At 74.2% G+C, this 17317-nt stretch carries 8 protein-coding genes; all 8 read right to left on the bottom strand.

Features of this window, described 5'->3' with window-relative positions; all coding sequences use genetic code 11:
- Positions 1-30: 30 nt before the first annotated feature.
- Positions 31-9225 carry a hypothetical protein gene (locus ACGFR9_RS03860; protein WP_393202626.1) on the bottom strand — a complete coding sequence of 3065 codons (9195 nt, stop codon included), beginning with the start codon at positions 9223-9225 and terminating at the stop codon, positions 31-33.
- Positions 9222-11738 carry a CHAT domain-containing protein gene (locus ACGFR9_RS03865; RefSeq protein ID WP_393202628.1) on the bottom strand — a complete coding sequence of 839 codons (2517 nt, stop codon included), beginning with the start codon at positions 11736-11738 and terminating at the stop codon, positions 9222-9224. Before ACGFR9_RS03865 ends, ACGFR9_RS03860 begins: the two co-directional genes overlap by 4 nt.
- A 25-nt stretch (positions 11739-11763) precedes the next feature.
- The gene (locus ACGFR9_RS03870) at positions 11764-12552 is read right to left on the bottom strand and encodes a DUF6338 family protein (RefSeq protein WP_393202630.1); all 789 of its coding nucleotides are present in this window, start codon (positions 12550-12552) and stop codon (positions 11764-11766) included.
- Positions 12553-12558: 6 nt separating this feature from the next.
- Entirely contained in the window at positions 12559-12807 is a 249-nt protein-coding gene (locus ACGFR9_RS03875; protein ID WP_393202632.1) for a hypothetical protein, read from the bottom strand.
- 129 nt (positions 12808-12936) lie between these two features.
- A complete protein-coding gene (locus ACGFR9_RS03880) occupies positions 12937-14355 on the bottom strand; it encodes an Nramp family divalent metal transporter (RefSeq protein WP_393202634.1) in 1419 nt (472 codons plus the stop codon).
- Positions 14356-14454: 99 nt separating this feature from the next.
- Positions 14455-15405 (bottom strand): phosphoglycerate dehydrogenase, encoded by a 951-nt coding sequence (locus tag ACGFR9_RS03885; protein WP_393202636.1) that lies wholly within the window; start codon positions 15403-15405, stop codon positions 14455-14457.
- A complete protein-coding gene (locus ACGFR9_RS03890; RefSeq protein ID WP_393202638.1) occupies positions 15402-16181 on the bottom strand; it encodes an HpcH/HpaI aldolase/citrate lyase family protein in 780 nt (259 codons plus the stop codon). Before ACGFR9_RS03890 ends, ACGFR9_RS03885 begins: the two co-directional genes overlap by 4 nt.
- Positions 16182-16213: 32 nt before the next feature.
- The gene (locus ACGFR9_RS03895; protein ID WP_393202640.1) at positions 16214-17227 is read right to left on the bottom strand and encodes an aldo/keto reductase; all 1014 of its coding nucleotides are present in this window, start codon (positions 17225-17227) and stop codon (positions 16214-16216) included.
- Positions 17228-17317 lie beyond the last annotated feature (90 nt).

A 17317-nucleotide genomic window follows, 5' to 3' on the forward strand; every position in this document is an offset into this window, starting at 1 on the left:
GCGGTGCGCCGCGGGCCCCGGGACCGCCGGTCAGGTGTCCCGCCCCAAGGCCGTCGGCAGGAACAGCAGACCCGGCATCACCACCCGGCGCGCGTCCAGCAGGACGGCCCGGAACACCGTGGCGAGGAAGGCGGTCTGGGCCGGGTCGAGCCTGTCCTGCGCCCTCGCCCTGCCTCTCGGCACGGCCAGGGCACGGCCCAGGCGTGACAGTTCCGTCAGGATTCCGGCCGGCTCCAGCAGCGGGGCGGGATCGACCGGCTCCCCCACCGACAGCAGGAGTCCCCGGGCGACCCGCTCCAGCTCGGGATCCTGTTCCGCCGCCGCCCGGTACAGCCTGGACCGCCCGAAGATCACCAGGCGCTCCAGCTCGTCCGGCTCCATCAGCGCCGTCACCGTCGGGATCCTCCCCCACAGACCGGCCCGGCCCCGCTCGCCGCCGAGCCAGGGGATGATCATGGGGTCGACGTGGACGGCCCGCAGGGCCCGTTCCCCCACGTTGTACGCCAGGTCGACGGCGAACCCCGCCTCCTCCGGGTCGTTGGCGCTCCTCGCCGCGCTGAGCAGCGTCGCCCCGAGGAGCGGCAGGAGGTCCACCTCCCTCTCCTCCCAGTCCTCCTTCATACAGACGTCGATCCAGTCGTCCAGGGCCCGCGCCGCCTCGTCGGACAGGCCCCCGGTGCCACCGGTGTCCAGATGGTGCGACGCCGCCCGCACGACCCGCTGCCCGGCGGGCGTCTCCCCGGCGCCGACGATCTCGAGGTCCGGGTCGAGACACAGCTCCCGATAGCGCTCGAAGGACGTGTCACCGGTTCCCGCGGCGACGGACAGCACGGAACGGGGCAGGTCGGGCACCGTACCGCGCTGGTTCCGCGGGACGGTGCGCACCTGCGTCATGCCGTCGTCGGGGCGGTCGGTCAGCGCCTCCACCTCTCCGACGAGCCGCTCGTTCTCATGGTGCTTGGACGACCGGCTGAGGAAGGACACGATGATGTCGTTGCTCTCCAGCCGGGCCAGATACTCGTGCCGGCCGTGGCGCGGTCCGCGATGAGTGATGCCGAGCACGAGCAGACGGACCGGCTGGCCGATGCCCAGGTGCCGGAAATGGCTGAGCGCCGACGCCGAGGTGGTGCACGAGACATGTCCGCCGGAACCCACCTGGGCCCAGACCGGCCGCCGCGGCCGGACCAGGCACTCGTGCAGCTGCTTGCCCGTCAGCTCCGCCCAGGCCGCGTGCGCCGTGGGCAGCCACCGCAGGGCGCCGGAGCCGCTCTCCTGGCACAGCACGCCCGCCGGACGCCGTTCCCCGCCGTCCCCGTGGATCACGGCGACCGGCAGCACCCGCCGCTCGGCCGCCTCCCGCAGGCGCAGTCCGCTCACCGTCGTCCCGTCCGCCGTACGGTGCAGCCACAGCGCGTGGTCGCCGACGACGGGCCGCTCCCGGTCGGTCAGCGCCTCGGCCACCGGGACGGCGGCATCGGCCGGCAGACCGGGAACCAGTTCGGCGGGGTGCAGGGCGAGCAGGGCCCCGCCGCTGCGCAGCACGAGCCGGCCGTCCGCCAGCCGCCCCGCGGGCCACGCCCGCGTCTGCCACACCTCGCCGGGGCCGGACGGCAGTCGCGGCTGGGCCGAACGGGACACCGTCAGGGCGCCGTCGGGCCCGGCCTCCTCGACGGTCACGGGCAGCGCGCCGTCGGTCATGGCCAGCAGGGCCGAGACCCGTTCCGGGCCCCCTTCGAGCTCCCCGCGGATCCAGGCGTCGTCCGCCCAGCCCTCGTCGGCGAGCAGGACGGCCCCCGCCGGCACCCCGTGGACGAGGAGGACGCCCGACTCGTCGCACCCCAGCAGTACGGCGTCGCCGCGCTCGGGGGCCCCGGTCCAGGGAACGAGACGGTTGTCCGGGGTGAGACGCACCGTGTGGCCCTCCGCGTGGCGTTCCGCCGCCGCACGGGTGACCGGATACTGCAACTCCCGTTCGGCGCCGCCCAGACGCAGCGCGCCGCACTCCGGATCGCCGCCGAGCACCGCCAGTACCGCCGGTACGTCTCCCAGCGCCCCGCGCAGTCCCGGACGCCAGTCGTGCAGGACGACACAGGCGGGCTCCGTCAGCCCGCGGTGGTGGGCGGACACCCGCACCGTGTCACCGGGCCGGAACAGGTCCCAGCAGAGCCCCTCGAGGGACTCCGGACTGCCGCTGTGCAGGGTGTGCATCAGGCCGCCGGGCAGCTCGACCAGACGGCCGGGCGACAGCTCGAGCCACAGCCCGTCGGCCCCGTGCGCCCCGTCGACGTGCCGTGCCGGGCCCGCGACGGTGTACCAGTGCGCCGTGGCCGCCCGGCCGGTCCCGGCGCCGGGCGTGCCGGGACGGTCGGTGAGGTGACCGGCGGGAAAGCCGAACCGGCGGCCCTGGTCCGGCGGGTACCGCAGGGAGGGACCGGCGGCGGGGACCACCGGCGGCACGCCGCCCCCGCGGTCCAGTGACTCGGGCACCACGGACTCGGGACGCCCGTCGGGCCAGCGTCCGGTACGGCTGTCGTGCGGCACCTCGCGGGCGCCGGCGTGCCGCCCGGCGATCCACCGGGTGTCGCGGTCCGCGAAGGACAGCTGCGCCGGATCGATCGGCGTCCCCTGTGCCTCCTCCTCCCCGGCCGGGGGAACCACCGGGGTCAGCCGCGCCTCGAACGTGCCGGGGTCGACGGAGAGCCACGACACCGAGGATCCGCCGGCCCCCGGGGCCACGATCTCGAAGTCCTTCCCCCGTACGCGCAGCCGACCGGTCTTCGGGTGCCGGTGCCGCATCACCTGGGCGACGGAGCCGGCGACGGCGTCCCCGGACTCGGCCGACGGTGCCAGCAGTTCCACGTTGGGCAGCCCGGAGACGACGAACAACGGCTGGCTCAGCTGTCTGGCGTCCGGCCGCCGTCCGCTCAGGAGGGGGTTCTTGGGGAACACCACGGCCTCCCGGCCGTCGACCGCGTAGGCGGAGTCGCCCGGCAGCGCCACACGGAGCCGGAACCGGTCGTCGGAGGTCCGGGTGACGCGCACCACCATGCCCGGTTCCACGTCGCTCCATCCGGCGATGTCGGCGCGGCCCAGGACGACGTGGATGCCCGCCCGCAACTCCAGCCGGATGTCCGGCTCGTGCTGCGTCACCGTGGCGAAGCACGAGGGGTCGCGCGCGGTGAGCCGGCTGAGCAGCGCCTTGGCACGCCGGGCCGGCGAGTTGGTCAGCCGCCCCTCGAAGGCGCCGTCGCTCTCCCGCCGGCTGCGCAGTTCGACCAGATAGGGCGTGCCCTTGAGGGCCTTCTCCCCGCCGCCGTCGAAGATCCGGCGCAGCAGGTTCTCCCGGTGGGCGAACGTCCGGCGGGTGACCCGTGCGGTGATCGGCTCCGGCCGCTCCGTCGGGCCGAGTTCCAGCGTCAGGTCGAGCGTGACGTCGTTGCGGCGGGGCTGGATGAGCCCGGCCCACATGAAGACGTGCTGGCCCCGGTGGAGCGCGTCCTTGGCCTTGCCGTCGATGACCGGCCGGAGGTGCAGGAACTCGACGTCCCGCCCGTTGCTGCGGTCCCAGCGGCCGGTGTCCAGCTTCCCGAGCACCCAGACGACATCGGGGCCCGAGGGGTAGTGGCGCAGGACGGACGCGGCTCCGGCCCTGGTCATCCGGAGCCGGGGAGTGCGTACCTCCCCCGGGCGCTCGCCCGCGTCGTCCCCGCCGAACGACCCGCCGCGGGACTGGACCTCGACGACGTGCGCCTCGTTCGCCGCCCGGTCGAGGCGGACCTTCAGCCGTGCGACGATGCCGAGGCCGGCGTCGTCGCGCAGTCCCCGTTCGACGGACCAGCGGATCGCGTGCCCGTGCAGACGCAGCCAGAACCGGTCCCTCGCCGTGCCGTGCTCGCCCTGCCGGGGCTTCGGGGTGACGGTCAGCCGGGTGATCTCGTCGCCGTGGAAGAACGGCAGTTCCTGGGCGGACCGCAGCGGGTGGTCGTCCAGCATGACGTCGTTCACATGCACCCGCAGGGTGCGTCCGTAGCCCCACTCGAAGAGGAGCCACTCGAAGGGGTGGCGCCCCCGCCCCGGCCGCTCCGGCCGCTCCACCCGCTCCGGGCCCACGAAGTACAGGGAGGTATCCGTCTCCCGGCCCTCCACGATGTTCTGCGCCTTCATGAAGTCGCCCAGTCCCAGCGGCGGGACCTGACGGTAGGAGGCCGTGTGGGTCGCGGCACCCGCGGCCGGACCGGAGGCCGGCCGCACCACGACACGGACGTGCTTGGGAGAGTAGGCCCGCCCCTCGACATGGGGCCGCTCGTCCGGTTCGAGGGGTACCGGCGGCAGGCTGACGCGGCGGGTGCCGCCGTCGACGGGGACGGGGAGGAGCACGGCCGTCCCGTCGCGCAGGTCGGCGTTCCAGCCGTACCGCTTCATGACCACCGGCCACGCCTTGTCGTGCAGACCGTCGGCGTCGGCGGTGCGCGCCTCGGTGAGGACGAAGATCCGGCGCACCTCGCACAGATCCGTACCGCCGACCGGCCGGATCCGCAGGTTCACCGCGTCCACCTGCCACGCCTGGTCGGTGTCGTGGGCCCCCTCGGTGAGGCCCCAGGCCGAGCGGCCGCGGTCCAGCCGCACCTCGGCACGCTGCCGGAGCACGGGCTCCCGGCCCCCTCCCTGCTCGCCCCACTCGCGGAAGGAGGGGCCGAGCGACACCCGCGCGGACGCGAACTCGTCCCGGCCCCGCTGCCGCGGCGAGGACAGTTCGGCCAGCTCGCCCGGCCGGCCGTGGGTCTGCCAGTAGGTGGACCGCCGCGCCGACACGTCGAGGGAGGCACCCACATAGGTGTGGCCGCCCTTGGCCGTCCTGGTGACGCGCCACAGGCAGCGGGTGAAGACCCGGCGCCGGCACGGGGTGAAGACCCAGTGCCGGCCCGACCGGAAGGCCCGGACCTGGTCGCCGCCGGCGCTGCGGGACTCGGTGAAGGCATCCCACGGGACGTGCACGTCGAGCACGCGGTGGCCCACCCGCAGCCACACCCGCGGCGCCTCCCCCGAATGTGCCGCCGGCGCCGACAGCAGCACCCCGTCGAGGCGCTCCCTCGCCTCGAGCACCGCGCCGGCCTCGGCGGCCGCCCGGTCGTCCAGCCCGGCGAGCAGGTCGTCGGTGGAGACGGCCCCGCGCACATCGCGCGGGCCGGCCGGCCGGGGGTCGCGGTTGCCCCAGGTGACTCTGGTGACGACCGCCTCCCGGCCCCGGACCGCGCGCCGCCAGTCGTCGGTGTCGCGGGCGGGCCGCAGGATGACGGACTCCGCCTCGACGGCGACGAGGGCGTTCCCGTCGGCCGTCCACGCGCCGTACGAGCCGTTGCGGGGCGCGGCCGACGCGCCCGCGCGCAGCCGGACGAGGTGGCCCTTGCGCAGGCCGTGGAGCGCGTTGAACGCCTCGAGGGTCGCCTGCTGCCCGACCAGGTGCGGATTCTCGCGGGCCTTGACGCGGCCCGTGCGCATCGCCTGCTCGTCCCAGCCGTCGATCGACTGCTCGACGGTGTCCGCCACCTGGGGAGGCATGTCGTACACGACCACGTCGGGGAAGCCGGGGATGTCGTGCTCCACCCGCCACCCGCCGTCCTTCCTGGTCACCGGGACGGTGTCCGCGAGACACAGGTCGCGCCAGCGCAGGTTGCGGGTGTCGACGCCGTCCACCGCGGTGTCGGAGTGCCCGCTCGCGGGCCCGTCGCCGGGCGGCCCGGTGACGAGGGCGAGCCGGGGCGGGTGGTCGCCCTCGGGCTCGACCACCCGTACCCGGCAGCGCAGCCCCTCGGGGTCCTGCGCCTCGGCGATCTCCTCGTGCAGCCGGGCGGCGGACTCCGGTTCCCAGCACCGCTCCGGGAGGAGGTAGGTGTACCCGGGCTTCGCCGAGAACCGCCACGATCCGGGTTCCGCGCCGGTGTCCCCCATCAGGGTCAGTACGCCCGTCGTCCCGCCGTCGTACGGCAGGCGGGCGGCGAGGAACTCGGTGAAGCCGCGGTCGACGGGCTGCCAGCCGTGCTCCTCGTACCGTGCCACCGTCTCGACGACCACCTCGTCTCCCCCGCCGTCGGCGAACCTTCTGGAGAGGTCCGGGTCCCATTCGGCGAGCGGTCCGTGGTCCTCCTCCGTGAAGGCGGGGGCGTCCGCGAGGACCACACTCGCCGTCGCCTGCTCCGGGCGCAGGGTGACGCGCACCCGGCGTACGTCACCCGCCCGGTGTATCACCGGAAGCCGCTGCGGGACGCCCTTGATCTCGATGCCCGTGTAGTGGTCGTGGCCCAGCTGGAACCGGACCGGGTCGCCGGTCCGGGCCCCCTCGTAGGCGTAGGCCTCCAGGGGGCGCTCCATACCGCAGTTGACCAGCAGCCGCCCGCCGTCGGCGGTCCGTCCGCACACCACGCCGAGCAGGCTCGGGGACTTGCCCATGGTCGCCTTGCGGACGGCCTCCTCGCACCGATCCGGGTCCTGGTAGAGGTCGTAGGTGTCCGGCTGGTCCGGCTCGACCGGCAGATGGTGGAACACCACCTCGTCACTGCTCCGGTACGCGAGCTGGGCCACCACCGTACGCACATCGGGAAACCCCTTCCCGGGACCGGACCCGGCCGCGTGGCGCGCGGACATGCCGAGCGGTACGGTCCGTGACCGCAGGACGGGGGTGAGGGCCGAGTTCTCCCAGGACCTCTCGATGAACTCGCGGTTGTTCCCGCTCTCCGGGACGGCGTCCCGTGTCAGGGTCCGGACCAGCCGGTCGAGCTGACGGCCGAGCGCCTGCCCGGTCTCCCGGTACATGGCCCGCTCCCAGACGTCCGGCAGGGCACGGCCCGCTCCGGCCCCGGTGAGTCGGCCGTCGTAGGACAGGCTGAGCAGGCGGGTGCGTACGGTGGTGTCGGTGTGGGATGCCAGCCGGTCGAACAGCAGTCGCTGGTCGGTGGGCGTGCGCAGGCCGAACTCCGTGAAGACGTCGAGGAGTTTGCTCAGTACCCGGCTCTCCTGTTCGTCGTCGCCCCGGATGACGTCGAAGATCTGCAGCAGATACCAGCGGATCAGCCGCGCGAGTTCCCTGGGCTCCCGGATCCGGTCCATCCGGCCGGCCCAGATCTCGACGAGGCGGCCGAGCTCCGGGTCGGCCGGCCCGCCACGCGACTGCGACAGGGCCTGCAGCAGTCGCACCGAGGCCCCCGCGAGCCCGACCGCCGAGCTGTCGCCGTCGACCTTGGCGACCCAGGAGTCGAAGAGTTCCCGGTCCTGACGGGTCGCCAGATCGGCGGCGGGCGTGAGCAGTACCTCCTGGAAGGTCTTCGGTCTGCGGCCCATGTCGCGGTCGCGCGTCACACGGTCGGCGGTGACGTCCCTGCGCAGCAGCAGCCGCAGGAGCAGCAGCGCGTTGCCGAGGTGATGGCGCCGGAACCATGGGTGGAGTCCGCGCGCGGCCTGGTCCAGCAGCCTTTCGGCGAGCGGCGGTTCGCCGTCGAACCAGCGCCGCTGGGGGGAGTGGTCCTGCGGGCCGGTGGCTCCGGAGAGCGCGTCCAGTACGGCGGACACCAGCACGTTCAGCGCTCCCCCGTCCTGGTGGAGCAGTTGGGACTGACGGTAGAAGCGCTGGGCGGGGTCCTTCCAGGACCCGGGGTCGGCACCGGCGAGCGCCCGGTGCGCGAACACCTCCGGATGCAGTTCCGGGTACACCCCGCGCAGGGCGTACGTTCCCGTCCGGTAGGCGGCGAGGGCGAGCGGCACCAGCACGGTCGGGAGCGGCGCCTCCTCGTGCTTCTCGGTGCCGTGGGTGAGGTTCAGCATGTACGCCCCGAGTCTGCCCTCGGCGAGGACCTCGGCGCCGTGCATCACCAGGTCGGCGAGGAAGCGGGACTCCTCGACGCCGTGCCGCATCAGCCTGACCGCGGTGCGCAGGGACGACAGCAGCCGCAGGAGGACGACCGGATCGTGCACCGCGGGGAAGCGCCCGCTTCCCGCCGAGGCGTTCGCGCCGGTCCGCGCCCGGTCCAGCCACGGCGAGAAGGCCCAGGCGGACACACCCGGGAGTCTGAGCGTGTCGAGGTGGCCGGTTCTGACCACCTGGCCTCCGGTGGAGCCGTTCTGCCCGGCCGGGATCCGCGGTCCGGTCCGCAGGTGCCAGAGGTCGGTGAGCTGGCGTGCCCAGGCGCCGCGTTCCCGGTCCGCGACGGGGCCGCCGAACCGCACGGGGTAGCGGGGCTGGCCGCCGGGCGCGCCCCACCGGTCCACCAGGACCGCCGCGGCCTGTGCGGGGTGCAGCCGGGCCGCCAGGTCCCAGAGGGCCTGCTGCCACAGGACGGCGGACAGGGCGGGGGGCGCCGGTTTGCCGGCGGGCAGACCGAGACGGCCGAGGACGCGGTCGGCCCCGGTCACCGGCCGGATGTCGCCGCGCAGTCTCCGCAGCCGGCGCAGTCCGTCGAGTGTGACGGCGTCGGTGTCCAGGGCGGTGACGGTCCGCTCCGCGTCCTGGCCGGTGCCGAGGTGCAGCAGTCGTGCCGCGGCGGCCATCAGGTCGGGTTCCAGGTCGGCCCAGCCGACGGCGGGCCGGCAGAGCGCCCTCAGCAGCCGGTCGCGCTCGGCTCCGGTGGAGCCGATGCCGCCCCGGGCACGCAGGGCGAGCAGGAACGGCAGGCGTCCCCATTCGTGGCGGGCCGCCCGGCTGGTGAGCTCGTCCAGCCACGAGTTCTCGGCGCTCAGGTCCGAGGCGATGTCCTCGGCCGCGCCGGGCAGCCGGGCGAGGTGCGCGGTCACGGCCAGCAGGAGGGTTTCCCGCGGGTAGTGCGTGAGTTCGCGGAACGGCTCCTGGGTGGTCCTGGGCGTGGCGTCGCGGCCCCAGACCTGCACGGCGTGGCGCAGCCGTGCGGCGGCGCGGGACGGGCGCTCCTCCGCGCAGGCCCGGACCGCGGCGGTGAGGGCCTCGCCGACCGGGCCGCCGCCCGCCGTGCCGACCACCGTCCCGAGGAGGTGGTCCATGCAGAGGTCCGCGCTCTCGCCGCCCGAGGTGGCGAGGGTCAGCAGCCGGGGAACGACGTGCAGGGCGGTCCAGGGTTCGCAGCCGTCCAGCGCTTCCAGGGCGTCCGGAAGGGTCTCGTCCAGTGCCGCGGGGGCGTCCAGGACGTCGAGTACGGCCAGGTAGGCGTGGGCGGCGTGCGGTGTGTCGCGCATCGCGGCGCAGAAGTACCAGTCCTCGATCATCGTCTTGCCTTGTCGGTCTCGGAGGAGCGGGTGGCGGTGGAAGGCGCGCGGCCCACCGCGGTCCGTATGGCTTCGGTGCGCAGGGCCGCGTCGAAGCCCGGCGGTGGCGGGTCCGTTCGGTTCAGCCCGAGCGCGTGGCGTTCCAGTGGAGGCAGCAGAAGCAGCCGGCCCAGGGTCTCGTTGTCGGCGCCGACGGCCCGTAGCAGCGGCCACGGTGCCGTGGTGGCGGGCAGCAGGCCGAGGACCTTCCCGGCCTGGACGTCGAGCCCGGCGCGGGCCGCGGCCGGGGCGCTGTCCGGGTGGGCGGCCAGCCAGGCCGCCAGCGCGGACGCGTCGGGCCGGGCGTGGGCCCAGCCCTCGCGGAACCGGCGTACCAGGCGGCGGACGGGCGGGGACAGCAGCGGGTCGTCCCAGGCGAGCAGGTCGCCGTCGGAGAGCTTCGAGACCTGCTTCAGGAGGGCCAGGGCGATGGTGTCGGCCCGTTCCGAGTCGACGTCCAGCGGCAGGTCACCCGGACGGGGCACCGGCCGGCCGGCTCCGAGCGCCCCGATCCAGGCGCGCATGTCGTCGTCGTACTCGGCGGCAGCGCTCAGGGAGGCGCGGTGGCCGGGCAGCCGTTCGTCGGCCGCCAGACGCTCCAGCGCTCGTCCGTACCGTCCGGGATCCCGCCGGCGCAGGTCCGACAGCGCCTTCGCGTCGGCGGGGTGGACGTCGTCGTCCGGGCGGGCCGTCCCGTCGTCCCGGTACCGCTTGCCGGGGCGGTGGCGGCTCAGCGCGGTGACCGGCGTCCCGAGACGGTTCTCCAGGTCGTCCCGCACCTGTGCGAGGACGCCGGGCCCCTTGTCCTCCAGGAGGGGGGACGGCCCTCGCAGGACCACGACGATCGGCCGTTCCAGGCGTCCGTCCCGGTCCCGCAGGCGGTGCAGCCACTCGCCGATCCTCTCCTGCCACCGGTCGGGGGACCAGGCGGCCAGCTCGGTGCGCAGGACCCAGCCGTCGTCGGCCCTGCGGTCGACGTCGGCCGGGGACCCGGGGTCGAACCGGGTGAAGTTCTGCCGGAAGTCGTGCCATTCGCCCCGGGTGGACGTCGCGTGCTGCTCCCAGTAGGCCTGCGGCCGCGGGGGCCGCTCCACGTCGGTGGCGAACCACCGGCGGGCGGGCAGCCCGTTCCTCCGCAGCAGCACGGTCCAGGCCTTCTCGTAGTGGTTCAGGTCCTGTGCGAGGTCGTGGTCGGGGACGTCGAGGAGGACACCGGCGAACGGCCCGCGCTCCAGCCCCCACACCACGTCGAGTCGCGCCCTCCTGCCGTCGGTCCCCCAGGCGGTCGTGGTACCGCCGGCCGTGGGACGCGGCAGGAGGGGATAGGCGTGTGCGGGTCCTCGTACCGGCTCCGGCGGGGCTTCGCGCAGACGCAGGTCGCCGCTGCCGGTGTAGAGGGCGGGCACGGCGAGGTTGCCGACGATGTCCGTCCGGGCCCGGACCTCTGCGAGGCCCTTCGCCATCGCGGCGTGGATCTCGCCGTTCTCCGCCAGCCCGGTGACCAGGCCGATGAGGAACTCCTGCCCCAGGTTCTGCCTCACGGGTGCCTGCATGGCCACCACGGCGGGGACGCCGCGGGCCACGATGTGGTGGGCGGCGGTGCCCCAGCCGCTCCGGGAGGCGTTCAGGCCCGCGGTGTCGCAGGCGATCAGGACGACCAGCTGGGTGCCCGACGCCTGGAAGAGCTCGGCCAGTTGCCGGGCCGGTACCCAGTCGGGGCCGGTGTCCCCGGGCGTGTGCAGGACGATGCCGCATGCGTCGTCCCGGTCGGTCCAGCCGTGGGCGATGACGCACACGATGTGGGCGGTGGTCCGCAGCCGCTGGGTGAGCTGCTCGCGGGTGGCGGCGTGCAGCAGTTCGGCTTCGCCGATCTCCTTCAGCCTGCGCACCGCCTCGCCGGCCGCCTCCGCCGTCCAGTCGATCCCGCTCCGGGGTGTCCCGGCGGCCCGGTCCTCCGGGCGGACGGCGTCCGCCGCCGTGACCACCAGCGACCGCAGGCCGGTCCGGAGCCCGGGGGAGGCGGCGGATTCGAGGACCCGGGAGACCACGAGCCGGTCCGGGTCGCTGACGAGGTGGGCGTCCCGGCCGGCACCCGGCGGATCCGAGGCCGACAGGGCGAGCGTCGTCCGGGTCAGTTCCCAGGGCAGCGCGGAGAACACCAGGTTGGCGCACCTGATCCTGATCCGCAGCGGGACGTCGTCCCGCAGGGCGTCGATGTAGGCCTGCTGCAGGGCCTGTTCGACGCCCTCGGGTAAGAGGAGCGGCCGAAGTGCCCAGCCGAGGTCCTCGGTGTCGCCCACCTTGTTCCGGAACCCGGAGACCAGCGCGCCGAGGTTCTCGCCGGTGCCCCGCCCCGTGACCCCGCCCCGCCTGCCGGACAGTTCGACGGATGCCGTCCAGAGTTCCGTGCCGTCCGCCAGGTCCTCCACCCTGGCGTTCGTCAGCGTCAGTTCGACCTCGTGTGCCTCGCCCACCGTGTGAACCCCCGTGTTCGTTCGTTCAGCCCGCGAGGAGCAGCACCGCCGCCTCGACGACCAGTACGGCTGCGGCGGCCTGCCACTGGAACCGGCGCAGCCGGTCGCCCGGCCGGACCGGTCGGCCGGGTGCCGGGGCACCTCCGCCGGCCGGTGCCGGGACCGGTGGCAGGGCGGCGTGCGACACGGCCAGCCAGGCGATCTCGCGGGCGGGGATCGCCAGACGTACATAGACGGCGGGCCAGGTGCCGTCCCCCGACGCCTGGTCCTCGCGGAACAACTCCACACTCTTGAGGACCAGTTCACGCCGGTCCACCTCGGGGTGGGTGTTCATGGAGTGGAAGAATCCCGATACACGGTATCCGCCGCTTTTCAACGCGACCACCAGTTTGGGGCGTTTTCCCGCCGGGACGTCGTTGTAGAGCAGCTCGTACCACACGTCGTCGAAGCTCTGGATGCCTCCGCCGGTCGGAGAGCGGACCAGACCGACGGCGAGGAGCGCCAGCGCCGTGGCCGCGAAGAGCTCCGCCGCGAGTCCGATCGCGGTGAGCTCCGGGTGCGCCGTGACATAGCGGGCCGAGTCGGCCAGCAGCCCGGTGGGGCTCGGCAGGCTTCCCGGCCGTATCTCACGCAGGGCGATCAGCAGCGCGGTCGCGGCGGCCGTGCTCAGGGCTCCGACCAGCACCACCCGGGCACTCTCCACGAACGGGCTCTCCACGCGGGAGGGGCTGCGGCGGCGCAGACTCAGCTCGAAGGCCAGCCCCGGCACCACGACGACCAGGAAGACGAGGACGGCCGTGAAGGATGTGGGCAACCGGCGTCACCCCGCGGAGTCGTCGGACTGCTGGGCGGCCTCGGGCGGCGGTGCCGCGGCGGCGGAAGCCGGAGTCCCGATCTCGAAACGCGGCGACACCTCGTTGTGCTGGGGGTCCTCGTGGGAGGGGTCCGCGCGCACCACGCCGTAGGAGTCGCCGGCGCGGCCGACGGACAGCCGCACCGGCCTCGGGGGCGCGGAGGACGGCGGTTCCTCGTCCTCGTACGCCTCGTGGAAGGAATCTGCTTCGGACATACGGCCCACCCCCGTGGAACGTCCAGTGCGGAGGAACAACATATAGCGCCCGCCGGTCTGTGTCCGGTGGGCGGGGATGTTCCATCCGTTCGGGCGGCTCGGCCCGCCGCCCGAACGGATCCGGTACGGCTACTCCGGCACGGCTCCCAGTGTCTTCAGTACGCCGTACACGCCGACGCACAGGATGGCGGTACTGCTGAGGACGAGGGCCGCGGTGAGCCAGGGGTTGGCGCGGAAGCGCTCGGGCACTCCGGTGCGGCGCAGGCGCCAGACGGCGACGACCACGGCGAGCAGGAAGACGCCGCCGCCGATGCCGCCGATCTGCACCATCAGCACCGGCGACTGCATCCAGAGGAAGAAGCAGGTCCACAGCAGCGGCAGGCACCAGGTGAGGACACGGATGGTGCGGGTGCGGGCGCGGACGTCGCCCCAGTCGATGACGCCGAGCAGGCCGAGGGTGTTGGTCCACAGCCGGGGCACGGAGGCGGTGGAGCCGATGAGGGTGGAGAAGAGGACGGCGAACGCGCCGACGAGGAACAGGTACTCGGCCCAGGGGCCCATGGTGTCGGTGTAGACGCGGGAGAGCGTGGTGATCATCTCGTTGCCCTCGGGCACCAGCCCCTGCGGGTGGAGCACGGCCGCGCCGATGACGTAGAAGGACAGGGTGCACAGCACGCAGACGGCGAGGCCGGTGAGGGCGTCCAGGCGCATCACCTTGATCCAGCCCTCGGCACGGCGGGCGCGCTCCTCGCTGCCGTCGTCCGGGCCGGTCCAGCGGGCGTAGCCCTTCTCCAGGCACCAGTAGGTGTACGTGGTCATCTCGTCGGCGCCGACACCGGTGATGCCGAAGACGGCGAGCGCGATGCCGACGGTGCCGGCCGGGATCTCGAAGCCGAAGCCGCTGCCGAGTTCGCTGCCGCCGTAGCCGAACTCCGTGCCGGGCAGACCGACCGCGAGGCTGACGGTGACCAGGGTGAAGACGACGACGGAGACGAGGCAGGCGCGTTCGACGAGACTGTACTTGCCGGACTGCAGCAGCAGGATGGCGGCGACCGTGACGACGACCGCCCACAGTGCCAGGGAGCCCCAGCTCAGTGGTTCGCCGATGACCGGCCACAGCACCGAACAGGCCGCCGCCGTACCGCCGATGATGCCTCCGCGCTGGAACATCTTGGCGAAGTCCATGCCGATCCAGAGCCAGTTGATCCAGCTCAGCCGGCCGATGCGCGGGCCGATCTCGCGGTAACCCTCCAGCGCGGTGCGCCCGTTGAGGATGGTCCACTGGGCCAGTTCCATCTGGACCCAGACCTTCACCGCGGTGGAGACGATGACCAGCCAGAGCAGGGCGAAGCCGGCCTGGGCGCCGAGTGCGGTGGTGGTGATCAGCTCGCCGGAGCCGACGACGGCGGCCGACAGGACGAAGCCGGGGCCGAGATGGCGGATCCGTTCGCGGAAGGCGGTGGGTGCCGGGCGGGCGTCCTCGGGGCGCAGGGCGTACGGATCGGCCTGCGCGTGCTCCGCCGCTGGGGCGGTGGCGGTGGTCGACATGGCGGTGTTCCTTTGCTGGTTCCGGCGCCGTCGCCGGAGCGGAAGGCAAACAGGGCGGGTAACGGCATGGGGGGGTGGGGTGGTGGTTCGGCGGCGGGGTCAGCCGGCCGTGTGCCGCGGGGGCTCGCCGGCGAGGACACGGAGTACGTCCTCGGCGACCATCAGGCCCATCGCGCGGTTGGCCTCCGGGGTGCAGGCGGCCATGTGGGAGGTGAGGGTGAGCCGGGGGGCGCCGCGCAGGACGTGGCCGGCCGGGAGGGGTTCGACGGCGAAGGCGTCGAGCGCGGCGGCGGCCAGATGTCCGGAGTGCAGGGCGGCGGCGAGCGCGGTGTCGTCGACGAGGCCGCCGCGGGCGGCGTTGACGAGGATCGCGCCGGGTTTCATCGCGGCCAGCCGGGCGGCGTCGAGGAGTGGTTCGCCGGCGGGCGGGAGGTGCAGGGTGACGACGTCGGCGCGGGCGAGGAGCGCGTCCAGGGGGACGGGTTCGGCTCCGGCCGCGGTCACGGCGTCGTCGGGGACGTAGGGGTCGTGGGCGAGGACGCTCATGCCGAAGGCGCGGGCGTAGCCGGCCACAAGGCGGCCGATCCGGCCGAAGCCGACCACGCCGATCGTCCGGCCGTGCAGTTCGGGGCCGAACAGCTTGGGCCAGTCGCCCGCGGTGACGGCGGTGTGGGAGGCGCTGATCCGGCGGGCCGCGTCGAGGACGAGTCCGAAGGTGTACTCGGCGACGGCTCGGGAGTTGGAGCCCGGCGCGAAGACGACGGGGATGCCGCGCTCACGGGCGGCGGCGACGTCGATGGTGTCGGTGCCGACGCCGTGCTTGGCGATGACCTTCAGCCGCGGGGCGGCGTCCATGACCTCGGCGGTGACCGGGTCCATGCCGGCGACGAGCGCGTCCGCGCCGGGGATCCGGGCGAGGAGTTCGCCGTACGGCAGGGCACGGTCGTCGTAGGGGCGGACCGGGCCCGCGCCGCCGTCGGCGAGGAGGGTCCAGGGGTCGGGCGAGTGGCGGGCGAAGGTGGGTGTGGTGACGAGGGTGGTGGTGCTCATGCCCGGCCGCCCTTGCGCGCCGCGTCCAGGTGGGTGGCCGCGATCTGCTGGAGATGGACGACGTCGGCGGCGACGGAGGCGAAGGTGAAGCCCTCGTCGAGCCGGCGGGCGGCGCTCGCCCCGTCGCCGTTGTGGATGCCGGCGGCGATGCCCGCGGCCCCGGCGGCCTCACGGATGCGGGTGAGGGCCTGCTCGAAGGCTTCGGCCACCTCCGGGTCGGTGGAGGTCCGGCCGCCGATGGCCAGCCGCAGGTCGGAGGGGCCGACGTAGATCCCGTCGAGTCCCGGGGTCGCGCAGATCTCCTCCACGTTGGCGAGCCCGTCGGCGGTCTCGATCATGGCGAGTACGGCGGTCTGCTCGTGGGTGTCGGCCGGGTCGGGGCCGATGCGCAGCTGGGCGCGCATGGGGCCGTAGGAGCGGCGGCCGTGCGGCGGGTAGCGCACGGCGGCGACCGCGTCGGCGGCGTCCTGCGCGGTGTCGACGAGCGGCACGATGACGGCGGCGGCGCCCGCGTCGAGCGCGCGGCCGATGTACGTGGGGTCGTTGGCCTCGACGCGGACCATGCCGACGGCGGTGGAGCCGCGGGTGTCGGTGGCGATGAGGTTGTTGAGCAGGCCCTGGTAGCCGAAGAGGCCGTGCTGGGCGTCGAAGGCGAGGTAGTCGTAGCCGAGGCGGGCGAGACGTTCGGCGGCGACGGGCGAGTCGAGCAGCGACCAGTAGCCGATGAGGGGGCGGCGGTCGCGCAGGGCGGCGGTGAAGTGCGCGGCGGTGGTCATGAGGGGTCTCCGGACGGCGGTCTCGGGGGTGGTCAGCGGTTGTAGGCGGGCATGGGTCCGCGCAGGGCCGAGCCGACGGCGTCGCAGGCGGCGGTCACGTCGGCGGGCAGCGGGCCGGCCTGGGCGGCGGCGATGTTGGCGCGCAGATGTTCCGGCCGGGAGCCGCCGAGCAGGAGCGCGTCGGTGGAGGGGCGGTCCAGCAGCCAGCGCAGGGCGAGTTCGGTGAGCGGGAGGCCGGCCTCGTCGGCGATCGCGGTGAGCTGGGCGACGGCGGCGAACAGGTCCTCGTTCCAGTACCGCTCCCGGTACATGGCGGCGAGCCCGGAGTCGCCGAAGCGGCCGGTGGCGGGGTCGGCCTCGAAGCGGTGCCGGCCGGTGAGGAGGCCGCCGCCGAGCGGGTTGTAGACCATGGTGCGCAGCCCGCTCACCGCCGCGTACTCGGTGTACTCCTCCTCGATCCGGCGGGCGAGGAGGTTGTGCAGCTGCTGCGCGACGGCCGGGCGGGGGGCGCCCACCTCGTCGGCGGTGCGGGTCAGCTCGGCGATCTGCCAGGCGGCGAAGTTGGACACGCCGAGCGCGCGGACCTTCCCCTCCGCGACGAACCCGGCCACGGCCGTGAGGGTCTCCGCGAGCGGGGTACGGCGGTCCGGCTGGTGCAGGTAGAAGAGGTCCACGTGGTCGGTGCCGAGCCGCTTGAGGCTGCCGTCGAGGGCGGCGCGCAGGCCGGCCGGGGAGAGCGGGGCGTGCTCGCCCTGGTCGGGGTGCGGGATGCCGGCCTTGGTGGCGAGCACGATCCGGTCCCGGCGGCCGGGCAGCAGTCCGGCGAGGATCCGCTCGCTCTCGCCGCCCGCGTAGCCGTTGGCCGTGTCGACGCCGGTGAGGCCGGCGTCGAGGGCGGCGTCCAGCATGGCGGCGGCGCCCGCGGGGTCGACGGTGTCGCCGAACGTCATGGTGCCGAGGACCAGGCGGGAGAGCGGTACGGGGACGGACGGGAGCTCGGTCCCCCGGGGGCTTTCGGGCGGGCCGGTGCGGGTGCCGGTGCTCACGAGCGGTTCCTTCCGGTGCGGCTGCTTCTCAGTGGGTGAACGCTCGCATGACTGCGCGTTATGCGCAAGAGTCTCGCGCGAATCGCGCAA

Origin of the sequence: Streptomyces sp. NPDC048584 (genome assembly GCF_043199595.1) — a bacterium.
GTDB classification, from domain to species: Bacteria; Actinomycetota; Actinomycetes; order Streptomycetales; family Streptomycetaceae; genus Streptomyces; species Streptomyces edwardsiae.

Bases quoted from the DNA above. Each gene is read 5' to 3' on its own strand.
- ACGFR9_RS03860 (WP_393202626.1), bottom strand. From the start codon at position 9,225: ATGATCGAGGACTGGTACTTCTGCGCCGCGATGCGCGACACACCGCAC.
- ACGFR9_RS03875 (WP_393202632.1), bottom strand. From the start codon at position 12,807: ATGTCCGAAGCAGATTCCTTCCACGAGGCGTACGAGGACGAGGAACCG.
- ACGFR9_RS03880 (WP_393202634.1), bottom strand. From the start codon at position 14,355: ATGTCGACCACCGCCACCGCCCCAGCGGCGGAGCACGCGCAGGCCGAT.
- ACGFR9_RS03885 (WP_393202636.1), bottom strand. From the start codon at position 15,405: ATGAGCACCACCACCCTCGTCACCACACCCACCTTCGCCCGCCACTCG.
- ACGFR9_RS03890 (WP_393202638.1), bottom strand. From the start codon at position 16,181: ATGACCACCGCCGCGCACTTCACCGCCGCCCTGCGCGACCGCCGCCCC.